Below are 14,465 nucleotides of genomic sequence, written 5' to 3'. Positions count from 1 at the left end.
CCGGTGAACGCCTCACCGGGTGCGGACGGCCTCGCCGCGGAACACCGCGTCCAGGTCGTACCGCGCGGGTTCCTCCAGCTGGGCGTAGTCGCACGAGGACGGGTCCCGGTCGGGCCGCCAGCGGACGAACTGGGCCGTGTGCCGGAACCGGCTCGGCGTGCCGCCCTCGGTGTGCTCGTAGCCGACCTCCACCACCCGCTCGGGCCGCAACGGCACCCACGGCTGCTCGGCCGAGCGCCACCGGTTGATCCCGCCGGGCAGCCGCTGCCGCTCGACGGTGGCCTCGCCCAGCCACGGGTGCGGGCCGTCGGTGATCAACGGCGCCAGCTCGGCCGCCAGCTCCCTGCGCCGGGCCACCGGGAACGACCCGACGACGCCGACGTGGTGCAGCACCCCGGCCTCGTCGTGCAGGCCGAGCAGGAACGACCCGACCATCTCGCCGGGTTCCCCGTCGACGTGCCAGCGCAGCCCGGCCAGCACGCAGTCGGCGGTCCGCGAGTGCTTGTACTTGAACATCAGCCGCTTGCCCGGCTCGTAGCCCGCGTCCAGCGGCTTGCCGATGACGCCGTCCAGCCCGGCGCCCTCGAACAGGGTGAACCAGTGCCGCGCGGTGTCCGGGTCGGTCGTGGCGGGGGTGATGTACAGCCCGGTGTCCGCGGCCAGCCGCTCCAGCCGTTCCCGCCGCGTCCCGGTCGGTTCCTCCACAAAGGACTCCGCGCCGAGGGCGAGCAGGTCGAACGCGACGAAGCTGGCCGGCGTCTGCTCGGCGAGCAGCCGCACCCGGCTGTCCGCCGGGTGGATCCGCTCGGTCAGCGCGTCGAAGTCCAGCTTGCCGCCCCTGCCGATGACCAGCTCGCCGTCGAGCACCACCTGCTCGGGCAGCACTCCGGACAGGGCGGCCAGCAGCTCGGGAAAGTAACGATTGAGCGGCTTGCCGGTCCGCGACTGCAGGGTCAGCTCGTCGCCGTCGCGGAACACCAGGCAGCGGAAACCGTCCCATTTGGGCTCGAACAGCAGCCTGCCCGAGTCGGGAATGGCCTTCGCGGGCTTGGCCAGCATCGGCTTGACCGGCGGCGACAGCGGGAGCGTCATGGCCTCATTGTCTCCGGCGGGCCACAATGGGTGAGCCCGACACCCCGAGCGACCCCGGAGACGCCCATGCCCACCGGCCCGGTCCGGGTACTGCTCGTCGAAGACCACGACATGGTCGCGGACGCGCTGGCGTCGGCGTTCGCCGAGGTCCCCGACGTCGAGCTGGTCGCGACCGTCACCTCGGTGGGCGACGGGGTGCGGGTCGCGGCCGAGGAGCTGCCCGCCGTCGTCCTGCTGGACCGCAGGCTGCCCGACGGCGACGGCGTCGAGGCCATCAGCCGGTTCCTGGCGGCCGCGCCGCGTGCCCGGGTGCTGCTGCTGACCGGCGACGCGACGTCGGCACTGGCCGACCGGGTGGTCCGCCTCGGCGGCGCGGGCGTCCTGCTCAAGGCCGGTGCGCTGGGCGGGCTGGTCAGCGGGGTACGGGAGGCCGCGGCCGGCCGGGTGGTGGTCGACCCGGGGGTGGCCTGATGACCGTCGAACCGGCCCGTGACCCGGTGGAGGCGGAGTACCGGTGGCTGGCCGGCCTGCTGCACGACCGCCCGGTGCAGGACCTCGTCGCACTGGCCATGCGGACCCAGCTGCTCGCGGCCAGGCTGCCCGACCCGCACCGCGGCGAGGCCGACACGGTGACCGCCGCCGCGGCGCGGGCACTGGACGTGCTGCGCGAGGTGATCGCCCGGCTGCGCCCGCCCGCGCTGGACGACGGCCTGGTGGCGGCACTGCGCGAGCACGTCGCCGCGGTAGCGCCGGAGTGCGAGCTGACCGCGCAGGACCCGCCCGAACCGGCCGGTGACGTGGCGCTGGCCGTCTTCCGCGCGGTGCAGTGCCTGCTGCCCGCGGCCGAGATCCGGTTGACGCCGCACGAGGGCGGCCTGCTGACTCGGGTGCGTGGTGGCGACCCGGCGGGCGCCGGTCTCGCGGCGGCCCGGGTGGCGGCCGTCGACGGCTGGTGCCGCGACGGCGTAACGGTCGACTTCTGGGTTCCGACACCCGGCTGAAGGAGAACCTCATGGGTGGATCGGCTGCAGTGAAAGACGCGGGGCTTCAACAACTGCTGGAAGGCTTGAAGGCGGTACGCGACGGCGATTTCAGCACGCGGCTGCCCGGGTCGGGCGACCCGTTGATGGACGAGATGGCCGGGGTCTTCAACGGCATGGTCGACCAGCTCGCGCTGTTCACCTCCGAGGTGACCCGGGTGGCCCGCGAGGTCGGGACCGAGGGCAAGCTCGGCGGCCAGGCGGCCGTGCCCGCGGTGTCGGGCACCTGGAAGGACCTGACCGACTCGGTGAACGCGATGGCGGGCAACCTGACCGGCCAGGTGCGCGACATCGCCGAGGTCGCCACCGCGGTGGCCAGGGGCGACCTGTCGCAGAAGATCACCGTGGACGTCAAGGGCGAGATGCTGGAGCTGAAGGACACCATCAACACGATGGTCGACCAGCTCTCGTCGTTCGCGGCCGAGGTGACGCGGGTGGCGCGCGAGGTCGGCGGTGAGGGCAGGCTGGGCGGTCAGGCCGACGTCAAGGGCGTGTCCGGCACCTGGCGCGACCTCACCGACTCGGTGAACTTCATGGCGGGCAACCTGACCGACCAGGTGCGCTCGATCGCCGAGGTGACCACGGCGGTGGCCAAGGGCGACCTGTCGCAGAAGATCAGCGTCGACGCCCGCGGCGAGATCCTGGAGCTGAAGAACACCATCAACACCATGGTCGACCAGCTCTCGTCGTTCGCCGACGAGGTGACGCGGGTGGCCCGCGAGGTCGGCACCGAGGGCATCCTCGGCGGGCAGGCCAGGGTGCCCGGCGTCGGCGGCACCTGGCGGGACCTGACCGACTCGGTGAACTTCATGGCGGGCAACCTCACCGCGCAGGTGCGCTCCATCGCCCAGGTCGCCACCGCGGTGGCCACCGGCGACCTCACCCAGAAGATCCGGGTCAACGCCCGCGGCGAGGTCCTGGAGCTGAAGGACACGATCAACACCATGGTGGACCAGTTGTCGTCGTTCGCGGACGAGGTGACGCGGGTGGCGCGGGAGGTCGGTACGGAGGGCCGGCTGGGTGGTCAGGCTGATGTGAAGGGTGTGTCGGGTACCTGGAAGAACCTGACGGAGTCGGTGAACGTGATGGCCGACAACCTGACCGACCAGGTCCGCTCGATCGCCCAGGTGACCACGGCGGTGGCCAAGGGCGACCTGTCGCAGAAGATCCGGGTGGACGCTCGCGGGGAGATCCTGGAGCTGAAGGACACGATCAACACCATGGTCGGCCAGTTGTCGTCGTTCGCGGACGAGGTGACGCGGGTGGCGCGGGAGGTCGGTACGGAGGGCCGGCTGGGTGGTCAGGCTGATGTGAAGGGTGTGTCGGGTACCTGGAAGAACCTGACGGAGTCGGTGAACGTGATGGCCGACAACCTGACCGACCAGGTCCGCTCCATCGCCAGCGTCGCCACGGCCGTGGCCCGCGGCGACCTGTCGCAGAAGATCACCGTCGAGGCCAAGGGCGAGGTCGCCGCGCTGGCGCAGACCATCAACACGATGGTGGACACGCTGTCGGCGTTCGCCGCCGAGGTGACGCGGGTGGCCCGCGAGGTCGGCAGCGACGGCATCCTCGGCGGGCAGGCCAGGGTGCCCAACGTCGCGGGCACCTGGAAGAACCTGACCGACAGCGTCAACTCGATGGCCAACAACCTGACCAGCCAGGTGCGCAACATCGCGCAGGTGACCACCGCGGTGGCGCGGGGCGACCTGTCGAAGAAGATCGACGTCGACGCCAGCGGCGAGATCCTGGAACTCAAGACCACGATCAACACCATGGTGGACACGCTGTCCTCGTTCGCCGCCGAGGTGACCCGCGTGGCCCGCGAGGTGGGCAGCGAGGGCAGGCTGGGCGGCCAGGCCGAGGTCGAGGGCGTGTCGGGTACCTGGAAGCGGCTGACCGAGAACGTCAACGAGCTGGCGGGCAACCTAACCCGTCAGGTGCGGGCCATCGCCGAGGTGACCAGTGCCGTCGCCACCGGCGACCTGACCCGGTCGATCTCGGTCGAGGCGCAGGGCGAGGTCGCCGAGCTGAAGGACAACATCAACGCGATGGTCCGGTCGCTGCGCGAGACCACGCGGGCCAACCGGGAGCAGGACTGGCTCAACAAGAACCTGGCGCGGGTGTCCGGCCTGATGCAGGGGCACCGGGACCTGCGTGCGGTGGCCGCGCTGATCGTGGACGAGCTGACGCCGCTGGTCGGCGCGCAGTACGGCACGTTCTACCTGCTGGACAGCGGCGACGGCGCGCCCCGGCTGCGGCAGATCGCCCGCTACGGCCACTACGACGACGGCGAGCAGCCCAGGGAGTTCGCGCTCGGGCAGGCGCTGGTCGGTCAGGTCGCGCAGACGCGGCGGCCGATCGTCGTGGAGCAGACGCCGCCGGACTACGTGCGGATCTCGTCCAGCCTGGGCGCGGCGGCGCCGGCGAACCTGATCGTGCTGTCGGTGGTGTTCGAGGACCGGGTGCTCGGTGTCATCGAACTGGCGTCGTTCTCCCGGTTCACCGCGGTGCAGCGGGAGTTCCTGGAACAGGTCATGGAGACCATCGGCGTCAACGTGAACACGATCATCGCCAACGCGCGTACCGACGCGCTGCTCGACGAGTCGCAGCGGCTCGCGGCCGAGCTGCAGGCACAGCAGACCGAGCTGCAGGAACGCGCCCGGCAGGTCGCGCTGGCGTCGAAGTACAAGTCCGAGTTCCTCGCCAACATGTCCCACGAGCTACGCACACCGCTGACCAGCCTGCTGATCCTGGCCGGGGTGCTGGCGCAGAACTCCACGCGCAACCTGACCGACAAGCAGGTGGAGTTCGCCAAGGTTATCGAGTCCGCCGGAACGGACCTGCTGCAGCTGATCAACGACATCCTCGACCTGTCCAAAGTGGAGGCGGGGAAGATGGAGATCCAGCGGGAGTCGTTCCCGCTGCGGCAGTTGCTGGAGTACGTGCGCACGACGTTCCGTCCGCTGACCGTCGAGAAAGGACTGGAGTTCAGCGTCTCGGTCGAGGCCAACGTCCCCGAGCAGCTCTACACCGACGAGCAGCGGCTGCGGCAGGTGCTGCGCAACCTGCTGTCCAACGCGGTGAAGTTCACCGAGAACGGCAGCGTCCGGCTGGACGTGCGCCTGGTCAACAGCATGATCTCGCCCGCGGCGGGCGGGCACGAGCCGCTGGTGGCGTTCTCGGTGATCGACACCGGCATCGGGATCGCCGAGGAGAACCTCGACTCGATATTCGGCGCGTTCCAGCAGGCCGACGGCACGACCAGCCGCAAGTACGGCGGTACCGGGCTGGGGCTGTCGATCTGCCGCGAGGTCGCCTACCTGCTCGGCGGGGAGATCCACTCGGAGAGCGCGCTGGGGCACGGGAGCACGTTCACGCTGTACCTGCCGGTGGCCCGGATCGACGGCAGCGAACTGGAACCGGCGCAGCCGCGGGTGCCGGTCCTGTCGCCGGTCGCCGACGGTTACCGGCTGGAGGGCAGCAAGGTGCTGCTGATCGACGACGACGCCCGCAACGTGTTCGCCATCGGCGGCATGCTGGAGTTGCACGGTGTGTCGGTGCTGCACGCGCCCAACGGGCGCCGGGGGATCGAGACGCTGCAGGAGACCGAGGACGTCGACCTGATCCTGATGGACGTGATGATGCCGGAGATGGACGGCTACGCCACCACGGCGGCGATCCGGGACATGCCGCGGTTCGCCGACCTGCCGATCATCACCGTGACGGCGAAGGCCATGGAAGGTGACCGGGAGAAGGCGCTGGCCGCCGGTTCCAACGACTACGTCACCAAGCCGGTGGACGTGGGTGAGCTGTTGAGCTGCATGCAGCGGTGGTTGCGGAGATGAGCGAGCAGAGCCGGCAGTGGACGGTGCTGATCGCCGACGATCACCCGGTGATCGGTGCCGCGCTGTGCGCGCTGCTGGAGCCGGAACCGGACCTGGAGGTGGTGGGCGTCGCCGTCGACGCCGACGAGGCCATCTCGCTGGCCGAGCGGCACCGGCCGTCGGTGGCCGTGCTGGACGTGCGGCTGCCCGGTGGCGGGGGAGTACGGGTGGCGCGGGAACTGCGGCGGCGGATGCCGGAGGTGAGGCTGCTGGCGTTCTCCGCACACGGTGACACCGGCTCGATCGCGCAGATGACCTCGGCCGGTGTCACCGAATACCTGGTGAAGGGCACGCCCAACCCGGAGATCCTGGCCGCCATCCGCCGCATCGGCGGGGCCGCCTGACGCCCGGCCCCTCAAAGCTCGTGAAGGCCACCTTCATTACGTCAGACGTGGTGAAGGTGGCCTTCACGTGCCGTGGCGCGAGCGGGACCGTGGAGTTCGCGCGCCGGAAGGCAGAGTTCGCGTGCACGAGCGTGGAGTTCATCGGGTGAGACACCCTCCCACCGCACGGATGCGCGAGTCCCACCGTCGTGCACGCGAGTTCTGCGCTCCCGCACGCGAACTCCACCTCCCGCGCACACCGGTGGCCCCACAACGGGGCGCTCACCGCACCCGGCGGCGGGCCGCGGCGTCCAGTTCGATCCGCACCGCTGTGGGCAGGGTGTCCACGCCGAGCGACTCGCGGGCCCGGGTCAGCACGTGGGTGTCGACGGCCTCCCACACGCGTTTGAGGTCCGCGCCCTCGCGCAGCGACAGGTCCAGCCGCAGCGCGGGGCGCTCCTCGTCGCCGACGCAGCGGGCGCGGGCCTTGCTGACACCGTCGACGGACTCCGCGTCGGCCCGCACGGCGTCGGCGATGGCGCCAGCCGTGACGGTCAGCTCGCTGCCCGGCGTGCGGTCCAGTTCCAGGTCCGGCCTGCCCTCCGGGCGCAGCGTGCGGAAGAACCACCACAGCCCCAGCACCACCAGCAGCACGCCGAGCGCGATCGCGGCCACCTTGGCCCACACCGGTTCGCGGCCCAGCCACTGCACGGCCAGCGGGTCGAGCACCGGCCGCTGGGCGCGGAACGTTCCCAGCCAGCCGAACCCGATCACCAGCACCAGCGCGCCGGCGAGCAGGGCCAGCACGCCGGTCACCGAGGTCAGCGTGCGCTCGGCGGTGTAGGACCGGGCCAGTGCCTTGGCGGAGACGGACTTGCGGCTCATCGGCGGTCCTTCGGCGAGTCGACGACGACGGAGACCCGGGGCTGGCGCACCAGCGGGACGTCGGCCAGCAGGTCGGTCACCGTCTCCCGCAGCCGCGGCCGCAGCTCCGCCTCGGTGGACAGCCTGCTCGTCGCCCGCACCCGCACCTTGCGGGCGGTCGCGGTGACGGTCGCGCCGGTCACGTTGTCCTGTGCCCGCACCGTCCGGCCGACCAGCCGCGCCAGCGCCCTGGGCGAGGTGGACACGCTGACCTCGGTCGCCGGGTCGGTCAGCCGGATGGCCCTGCGCCGCGCGACGGCGGCGGCCAGCAGCACCAGCAGGCCCGCCCCGGCGACGATGCCCGCGGTCAGCCGCACGGCGTAGGAGTCCCAGCCGAGCCCGGCCAGGTGGTCGCGCCACTGCGGCCAGGGCACCAGCAGCGGCGCGTCACCGGGACGCCACCAGTGCCAGCCCACCTCGACGGCCAGCAGCGCACCGGCCGCCGCGACGGCGAGGCCGAGCAGCGCCGACAGCAGACGGACGAGAATCCGCACGAGAGTCTCCTTCTGGCTCTACCGCACGCGGGGCGGGATGTCGGGCAGCAGCGCCGACACCGTGACGCGCAGCGCGCGCACCCGGTAGGAGGTGATGTGCTCGACCTCCTCGGTGACCTTCGCCCGCAGGTCACCGACGACCGTGCGCACGGCGGCGGGGTAGTGCAGTGCGACGTCGAGGGCGATGTCGACGTCGTTGTCGTGACCGGAGATCCGCGCGGTCGCGCCGTGGGTGCCCAGGCCGAGCTTGCGCTCCACCCGGGCGGTCCCCGGCACCTGGTCGGCCGCGCGCTGGGCGACCTTGCGCACCACGCTCTGGTCGATCCGCAGCGTGCCGCGGTCCTCGGCGGCCGGCAGCGTCTCCGAGGGGCGCAGGTCGACGGCCGTCACCGGTCCCTGCCCCGGCCGAACACGTCGCCGAGGTCGAGTTCGCCGTCGAGCACGCGGCCCACCACCAGGCCGATCACGCCGACGGCCAGGGTGATGAGGAAGGCGGTGAAGCTCTGGCTCGCGGCCAGGCCGAGCACGAGCCCGGCGATGATGCCGGTCTGGGTTGCGTTCATGGGTTTTCGCTCCCTTTGCTGGTCGGTCACTGCACGCGGGGCTTGCGGCGCCTGCGCTCGCGGAGGTGGTGGAGAACGCCGCTCAGCCCGCGCCGGGCGGGGACGAACACGACCGGCGCGTCGAAGCGATCCGGTCGCGGCGGTGAGGCCTGCGCCCGTAGCCGGGCCAGACCGGCGATGAACTCGGCCGGGTCACCGCCGACGTCGGGGTGATGGGCGCGGACGAACGCCCGCTGCTCGGAGTTCACGCCGCGACCACCACGTCGGTGACCGTGACGTCCACCGGAACCGGCCCGGCCAGGTCGCGGACCAGCGCCCGCAGTTCCTGGCCCACCTCGGCCAGCGGCCGGTCCAGTGTCAGCACGACCGCGATCTCGACGCCCTCGCCGGTCGTCCGCACGCCGGTGACCCGGCGGCCCGGCAGGTGCGTGGCGACGGTGCCCAGCGGGCCGCCGTCCAGCCGGGCCACCGACGGGTGCGCGAGGACCGCGCCGGCCACGGCGTCGGTGAGGTCCGGTGTCATCATTCGACCCGCGACGACTCCTCCACCTCGTCCTCCTCGGGCAGGTGGATGTCGTTGACCGCGATGTTCACCTCGATCACCTCGAGGCCGGTGATCTGCTCGACGGTGGAGATCACGTTGCGCCGCACCGCCCGCGCGACGTCGACGATGCGGGCGCCGTACTCGACGACGACGTCGAGGTCGACGGCGGCCTGTTTCTCGCCGACCTCGACCGAGACACCGGCCGTGGTCGCCGTGCCGGAGCCGGGGATGCGTTCCTTGATGGCGCCGAACGCGCGGGACACCCCGCCGCCCAGCGCGTACACGCCGGACACCTCCCGTGCGGCGATCCCCGCGACCTTCTGCACCACGGCGGAGGAAATGGTGGTCTTGCCGGCCGCGCCGTCCTCGTTGAGGGCCGCGGCCGCCTTGGTCGACTTGGTCACTGCGGCGCCGGACTCGCTCTGCGGCATGAAGTCTCTCCCCTTCGGTTCAGTGGTGGTGCTTACGGTTCTACGATGTCGCGACCCGTTCCGCTCTTCCGCAATGTCCCCCGAACGGGTGAGTTACGGGGCCGGGTGGACATCGGCGATGTGGACGTTGACCGGTGGCGGGTCGACGCCGAGGACGTCGGTCAGCACGGCACGCAGCCGGGTCCGCAGCTCGGCGGTGGCCGTGGTGCCCGTGACGCCGTAGCGCAGGGTGACCAGCACGTCCAGCGCGCCCTCGGCGAAATCCACCGCCGAGACGTGGATGCCGCCGATCCGCGCGGCCAGGTCGGCGCCGTGCGTGCGGGTCAGCAGCACCAGCGCGCGCCGTCCGATCCGCAGCGTCCCGCCCTCCTGCGGGATCTCGATGGGCTCGTCGCCGAAGCGTCCCCGCAGGCCGTTCACCGACCGCAGTACCCGGGACACCAGCCCGGGCGGCGTGCGCACAACCTGGTGCGCCGCCGCGCGGACCAGCTCCCAGTGCGGATCCTGGCGTGGGTCGCTCATCGCACTTCCTTGAGTCTGGCCAGAAGTGCCACCCTCGCCCGGTGCAGCCGGGAACGCAAGGCGGGCACGCCGACGCCGAGCACTTCGGCAACCTCCTCGTAACTGAGCCCCTCCAGTTCCCGCAGCACCAGCGGGACCCGCTGGGCCACGTCCAGGTCCGCGATGGCCCGCAGGGTCGCCGCGACCTGCTCGCCGCGGATGGCCTTGCCCTCGGGGTCGGAGTTGCGCTCCGGGGCGTCGTAGGCGGCGTCCAGCGACACCGTCGGACGGCGCCGCCGCAGATGTGCCAGCGCGCTGTTGGTGACCACCCGGTACAGCCAGGTCGACACCGCCGACTCGTGCCGGAAGCCGGACAGCCCGCGCCAGGCGGCGATCCAGGCGTCCTGGACGACGTCCTCGGCCTCGGCGCTGTCGCCGGTGATGCGCAGCGCGACCCGGTACATCCGCCCGGTGTGCCTGCGCACCAGCTGGTCGAACGCGACGTGGTCGCCGCCGGCCGCGCGGGTCAGCAGCACGTCGTCGGCCGGGGCGTTCATCCGCCCCGGCGCCTGCGGTACCGCGTCATCAGGAAGCCGTCCTCGTGCAGCACCGACGACAGCTCCATCGCCCGGGGGGCGTCGGAGAGGTGGCCGTCGACGATGCGGCCCGCGCCCGCGCCGGCCAGCAGCGGCGCCACGGTGAGGCACAGCTCGTCGACGAGGTTCTCCGCCACCAGCGCGCCGAACAGGTGCGGCCCGCCCTCGCAGTTGACCCGGCACAGCCCGCGCCTGCCCAGGTCGGCCAGCGCCTCGGTGAGCTCGACGGTCAGCGCGCCCGCGATGACGACGTCCGCTCCGGCCGCGGCCAGCGCCTCGCGCCGCGCGGCCGGGGCGCCCTCGGTGGTGTACACGATCGGCGGGATCTGCGTGTCGGTGAACAGCGGCAGGTCCGGGGTGATCGTGCAGCGGCCGCTGACCACGGCGATCGGCGTCAGCTCGGCCAGGCCCAGCCGTTGCCTGCGCTCGGCCCGCCGCCTGCTGGGCTGCACGCCGCGGTAACCCTCGGCGAGCACCGTTCCCGCGCCGACCAGCACGACGTCGGCCAGGTCGCGGCCGAGCATGAAGATCTGCTTGTCCGCCGGGTGGGACAGGCCCTCCGAGACGTCGTCGACGGTCACCGCGCCGTCGGCCGAGGAGACGAAGTTGGCCTGGACCCACGGCCGGTCCAGGCCGGCCGGGTAGTCGTAGAGGCGCTCGAGGTCCTCGTCGCTCAGGTCACCGGGTTCGGGCAGGAGCATCCGCACGTGCTCATCCCAACACGGGCCGCCGGGCGCGGCGAATCGGGCTCGTTACGCTGACCCCATGGTTTCCAGGCTTGCCGACCGTCGGCCCGAACTCGGTGCGGACGAGCTGATCGCGGACCTGGTGCCGCCGCCCCGGTTCGACGTCGTGCGCTTCGACACCTACGTGCCCAACCCGGACGAGCCCAGCCAGGCCGCCGCCGTGCGGGCCTGCGCGGACTTCGCCGCCCGGATCACCGCGCGCACGGGCAGGCGCGGGCTGTTCGGCCGCCGCCGCGCCGGCACCGGCAGGCCGGGGCTGTACCTGGACGGGGGATTCGGCGTCGGCAAGACGCACCTGCTGGCGTCGACCTGGCACGCCTGCCCGGGCCCGAAGGCGTACGGCACGTTCGTGGAGCTGACCAACCTGGTCGGCGTGCTCGGGTTCGGCGAGGCGGTGCGGCGGCTGGCCGGTCACCGGCTGCTGGCGATCGACGAGTTCGAGCTGGACGACCCCGGCGACACCATGCTGGTCAACCGCCTGCTGCGGGAGCTGACCGAGGCCGGGGTGTTCGTCGCGGCGACGTCGAACACGCTGCCGGACAAGCTGGGCGAGGGCCGGTTCGCGGCCGAGGACTTCCTGCGCGAGATCCAGACCCTGTCCGCCCGGTTCGACGTGGTCCGGGTCGACGGGCCGGACTACCGGCACCGCGGCCTGCCGGACGCGCCGCCGCCCGTCGCCGACGACGAGCTGCACGCGCTCGCCCGGGCACGGCCGGGGTCCACTGTGGACGACTTCGCCGAGCTGTGCGCGCACCTGGCGAACCTGCATCCCTCGCGGTACGGCAAGCTCGTCGACGGCGTGACCGCGGTGCATCTGAGCGGGGTGAAGCCCGCGCCGGACCAGACGGTCGCGCTGCGGCTGGTCGCACTGGCCGACCGGCTCTACGACCGGGCCATCCCGGTGGTCACCTCCGGCGCGCCGCTGCCGGACCTGTTCGACGCGGAGATGCTGCGCGGCGGGTACCGCAAGAAGTACCTGCGTGCGGTCAGCCGGCTGACGGCGCTGGCCCGCGACGCGGCCACGGGAGCGCCGCCAGCGCGGTGACGGCCGCCACGGCGAACCCCGCCGCGCCCGCGACGTCGGTGGCGTAGTGGAAGCCGAGCCGGATCATTCCCGCGCCCGCCCCGGCCGTCAGCAGCACGCCGGTGACCACGACGGCGGCGCGGGCCCGGCCCGCGGTGAGCAGGGCGAGCACGGTCAGCACGGCGACCAGGCTCACCGTGTGCCCGCTGGGATAGGCGAGGTGGCCGCCGTAGTAGCGGCCGAACAGCGGTTTCAGCAGCCAGGTGTTGACGGCCACGGTCAGCGCGGGCGCGGCCAGGGTGAGCGCCAGCCCCGGCCAGTCGCGGCGCAGCAGGCAGAACCCCGCGAGCAGGCCGAGGACCGGTAGCAGCACGTACGGCTCGGTCGGCCCGGCCAGCCACCACGCCAGCGTCACCGACTCCGGCACCAGGGCGGCGACCGCGGTGTCGAGCGCGCTCGGCCCGGTGTCGCCGGTGAACGCGATGCCGAACGCCAGGAACACCGCCATGCCGGCGGCCACCACCACCCACCTCGTCACCCGGCGGAGGGTAACCGCCGGAAAACCGTTCGCCACGGCGGCGGGTGGTGGGCGAGCATGCGGGCATGGGGTATCTGGAGGTGACCGGGCTCGAATACCGCCTGAGCGACGGGCGGACGCTGTTCTCCGATGTCACGTTCCGGGTTGGTGCCGAACAGGTGGTCGCGCTCGTCGGGGACAACGGCGCGGGCAAGACGACGTTGCTGCGCATCCTCGGCGAGGAGCTGAAACCGGCCGCCGGTGGCGTGCACGTCCAGGGCGGGTTCGCCGTCATGCCGCAGTTCATCGGGTCGGTCCGGGACGAGCGGACCGTGCGGGACCTGCTGCTGGCGGTCGCGCCGGCCCGGCTGCGGGCGGCAGCGGCGGAACTGGACGCCGTCGAGCTGGCGCTGATGGACACCGACGACGAGCCGACCCAGCTGCGGTACGCGGCGGCGCTGGCCGAGTGGGGTGAGGCGGGCGGGTACACCGCCGAGGTGCTGTGGGACACGGTGACCGTCGCGGCGCTGGGCGTCCCGTACGACCGGGCGCGGTTCCGCGAGGTGCGGACGCTGTCCGGCGGGGAGCAGAAACGGCTGGTGCTGGAGGCGCTGCTGCGTGGCCGGGAGCAGGTGCTGCTGCTGGACGAGCCGGACAACTACCTCGACGTCCCCGGCAAGCGGTGGCTGGAGAGCAGGCTGGCCGAGACCGGCAAGGCCGTGCTGCTGGTCAGCCACGACCGTGAGCTGCTGGCCGCCGCGGCCACCCACGTGGTCACCATCGAGGGCGGGACGGCGTGGGTGCACGGCGGCGGGTTCGGCAACTGGGCGCAGGCGCGGGCGGCCCGCTGGGAGCGGATGGCCGAGCTGCGGCGGCGCTGGGACGAGAAGCACCAGCAGCTGATCGAGCTGGTCCGCACGATGCGGCAGATGGCGGCCAACAACGACGACATGGCCTCGCGCTACCGGGCGGCGCAGACCCGGCTGCGCAAGTTCGAGGAGGCGGGCGCGCCGCCGTTGCCGCCCAGGCAGCAGAAGCTCGCGCCGCGGCTGCGTGGCGGGCGGACCGGCGTGCGGGCCATCACCTGCGAACGGCTGGAGCTGACCGGGCTGATGAAGCCGTTCGACACCGAGGTGTTCTTCGGCGACCGGGTGTGCGTGCTGGGGTCCAACGGGTCGGGCAAGAGCCACTTCCTGCGGCTGCTGGGCGGTGACGACGGCGTCGCGCACACCGGCGTGTGCCGGCTGGGCGCCCGGGTCGTTCCCGGGCTGTTCGCCCAGACGCACCACCACCCGGAGTGGGTGGGCCGCACGCTGGTCGGCATCCTCGGCTGCGGCGAGGGCCTGCGGTCCGGAATGGACCGTGAGGCGGCGATGTTCGCGCTCAGCCGCTACGGCCTCGCGCGGGCCGGTGAGCAGCGGTTCGAGACGCTGTCCGGCGGGCAGCAGGCCAGGTTCCAGGTGCTGCTGCTGGAACTGGGCGGGGCGACCCTGCTGCTGCTCGACGAGCCGACCGACAACCTGGACCTGGTCTCGGCCGAGGCCCTGCAGGAGGCGCTGGAGGGCTTCACCGGCACCGTGGTCGCGGTGACGCACGACCGCTGGTTCGCCCGCTCATTCGACCGCTACCTGCTGTTCACCGCTGACGGCACGGTCACCGAGACCGACGAGCCCGTCTGGACCGAGGGTCGCGTGGCCCGCGCCCGCTGACCCCCGGGAAGCGGCTTTAGCACGCTAAAGCCGCTCCGGCCCTGACGGATTCCACCTTCGTGCACGCGAACTCCACC

18 protein-coding genes are annotated in these 14,465 nt (G+C 72.4%); 6 read left to right on the top strand and 12 right to left on the bottom strand.

Annotated elements, in window-relative coordinates; genetic code table 11:
• Nucleotides 1–12: 12 nt before the first annotated feature.
• Nucleotides 13–1,092, bottom strand: a complete 1,080-nt coding sequence (locus EWH70_RS23480; RefSeq protein ID WP_130477664.1) for an ATP-dependent DNA ligase — start codon at nucleotides 1,090–1,092, stop codon at nucleotides 13–15.
• A gap of 66 nt (nucleotides 1,093–1,158) precedes the next feature.
• Here EWH70_RS23480 and EWH70_RS23475 point away from each other — a divergent pair, with 66 nt between their 5' ends.
• From EWH70_RS23475 to EWH70_RS23460, 4 genes are read left to right on the top strand one after another with little or no spacing between them, the layout of a single operon-like run.
• Entirely contained in the window at nucleotides 1,159–1,563 is a 405-nt protein-coding gene (locus EWH70_RS23475) for a response regulator (RefSeq protein WP_130477663.1), read from the top strand.
• Nucleotides 1,563–2,093, top strand: coding sequence for a histidine kinase (locus EWH70_RS23470; protein ID WP_130477662.1), 531 nt, complete (start codon nucleotides 1,563–1,565; stop codon nucleotides 2,091–2,093). The genes EWH70_RS23475 and EWH70_RS23470 overlap by 1 nt, the downstream gene beginning before the upstream one ends.
• Before the next feature lie 11 nt (nucleotides 2,094–2,104).
• Nucleotides 2,105–5,977: a HAMP domain-containing protein gene (locus EWH70_RS23465; protein WP_130477661.1), complete on the top strand. Its 3,873-nt coding sequence runs from the start codon at nucleotides 2,105–2,107 to the stop codon at nucleotides 5,975–5,977.
• Complete coding sequence (locus EWH70_RS23460; RefSeq protein ID WP_130477660.1) at nucleotides 5,974–6,360, top strand: response regulator; 387 nt, start codon at nucleotides 5,974–5,976, stop codon at nucleotides 6,358–6,360. The genes EWH70_RS23465 and EWH70_RS23460 overlap by 4 nt, the downstream gene beginning before the upstream one ends.
• A 261-nt stretch (nucleotides 6,361–6,621) precedes the next feature.
• On the opposite strand, the gene amaP is transcribed toward EWH70_RS23460, so the two are convergent.
• The 10 genes from amaP to EWH70_RS23410 all read right to left on the bottom strand — a co-directional run bounded on the left by amaP (nucleotide 6,622) and on the right by EWH70_RS23410 (nucleotide 11,093).
• Nucleotides 6,622–7,224: an alkaline shock response membrane anchor protein AmaP gene (gene amaP / locus EWH70_RS23455; protein WP_130477659.1), complete on the bottom strand. Its 603-nt coding sequence runs from the start codon at nucleotides 7,222–7,224 to the stop codon at nucleotides 6,622–6,624.
• Nucleotides 7,221–7,757 carry a DUF6286 domain-containing protein gene (locus tag EWH70_RS23450; RefSeq protein ID WP_130477658.1) on the bottom strand — a complete coding sequence of 179 codons (537 nt, stop codon included), beginning with the start codon at nucleotides 7,755–7,757 and terminating at the stop codon, nucleotides 7,221–7,223. Before EWH70_RS23450 ends, amaP begins: the two co-directional genes overlap by 4 nt.
• 18 nt (nucleotides 7,758–7,775) lie before the next feature.
• Nucleotides 7,776–8,147 (bottom strand): Asp23/Gls24 family envelope stress response protein, encoded by a 372-nt coding sequence (locus EWH70_RS23445; RefSeq protein ID WP_240687173.1) that lies wholly within the window; start codon nucleotides 8,145–8,147, stop codon nucleotides 7,776–7,778.
• Nucleotides 8,144–8,320, bottom strand: a complete 177-nt coding sequence (locus EWH70_RS23440) for a hypothetical protein (protein ID WP_130477657.1) — start codon at nucleotides 8,318–8,320, stop codon at nucleotides 8,144–8,146. The genes EWH70_RS23445 and EWH70_RS23440 overlap by 4 nt, the downstream gene beginning before the upstream one ends.
• 26 nt (nucleotides 8,321–8,346) lie before the next feature.
• The gene (locus EWH70_RS23435; RefSeq protein ID WP_130477656.1) at nucleotides 8,347–8,568 is read right to left on the bottom strand and encodes a hypothetical protein; all 222 of its coding nucleotides are present in this window, start codon (nucleotides 8,566–8,568) and stop codon (nucleotides 8,347–8,349) included.
• The gene (locus EWH70_RS23430; protein WP_240687172.1) at nucleotides 8,565–8,846 is read right to left on the bottom strand and encodes a hypothetical protein; all 282 of its coding nucleotides are present in this window, start codon (nucleotides 8,844–8,846) and stop codon (nucleotides 8,565–8,567) included. Before EWH70_RS23430 ends, EWH70_RS23435 begins: the two co-directional genes overlap by 4 nt.
• Complete coding sequence (locus EWH70_RS23425; RefSeq protein ID WP_130477654.1) at nucleotides 8,843–9,295, bottom strand: Asp23/Gls24 family envelope stress response protein; 453 nt, start codon at nucleotides 9,293–9,295, stop codon at nucleotides 8,843–8,845. The genes EWH70_RS23430 and EWH70_RS23425 overlap by 4 nt, the downstream gene beginning before the upstream one ends.
• Before the next feature lie 93 nt (nucleotides 9,296–9,388).
• Nucleotides 9,389–9,817 (bottom strand): nucleotidyl transferase family protein, encoded by a 429-nt coding sequence (locus tag EWH70_RS23420; RefSeq protein ID WP_130477653.1) that lies wholly within the window; start codon nucleotides 9,815–9,817, stop codon nucleotides 9,389–9,391.
• Nucleotides 9,814–10,353 (bottom strand): RNA polymerase sigma factor, encoded by a 540-nt coding sequence (locus EWH70_RS23415; RefSeq protein WP_130477652.1) that lies wholly within the window; start codon nucleotides 10,351–10,353, stop codon nucleotides 9,814–9,816. The genes EWH70_RS23420 and EWH70_RS23415 overlap by 4 nt, the downstream gene beginning before the upstream one ends.
• Nucleotides 10,350–11,093, bottom strand: coding sequence for a pyrimidine reductase family protein (locus tag EWH70_RS23410; protein ID WP_130477847.1), 744 nt, complete (start codon nucleotides 11,091–11,093; stop codon nucleotides 10,350–10,352). Before EWH70_RS23410 ends, EWH70_RS23415 begins: the two co-directional genes overlap by 4 nt.
• Before the next feature lie 64 nt (nucleotides 11,094–11,157).
• Here EWH70_RS23410 and zapE point away from each other — a divergent pair, with 64 nt between their 5' ends.
• Entirely contained in the window at nucleotides 11,158–12,183 is a 1,026-nt protein-coding gene (zapE, locus tag EWH70_RS23405) for a cell division protein ZapE (protein WP_130477651.1), read from the top strand.
• Here the strand turns inward: zapE and EWH70_RS23400 are convergent.
• A complete protein-coding gene (locus EWH70_RS23400; RefSeq protein ID WP_240687171.1) occupies nucleotides 12,125–12,700 on the bottom strand; it encodes a phosphatase PAP2 family protein in 576 nt (191 codons plus the stop codon). The genes zapE and EWH70_RS23400 overlap by 59 nt on opposite strands.
• A 65-nt stretch (nucleotides 12,701–12,765) precedes the next feature.
• On the opposite strand from EWH70_RS23400, the gene EWH70_RS23395 reads away from it, so the two are divergent.
• The gene (locus tag EWH70_RS23395; RefSeq protein WP_130477650.1) at nucleotides 12,766–14,388 is read left to right on the top strand and encodes an ABC-F family ATP-binding cassette domain-containing protein; all 1,623 of its coding nucleotides are present in this window, start codon (nucleotides 12,766–12,768) and stop codon (nucleotides 14,386–14,388) included.
• The last annotated feature ends 77 nt before the right edge of the window (nucleotides 14,389–14,465 follow it).

Source organism: Amycolatopsis suaedae (assembly GCF_004214935.1).
In the GTDB taxonomy this organism is placed as follows: domain Bacteria; phylum Actinomycetota; class Actinomycetes; order Mycobacteriales; family Pseudonocardiaceae; genus Amycolatopsis; species Amycolatopsis suaedae.
This window is presented reverse-complemented; position numbering and strand designations above follow the sequence as displayed.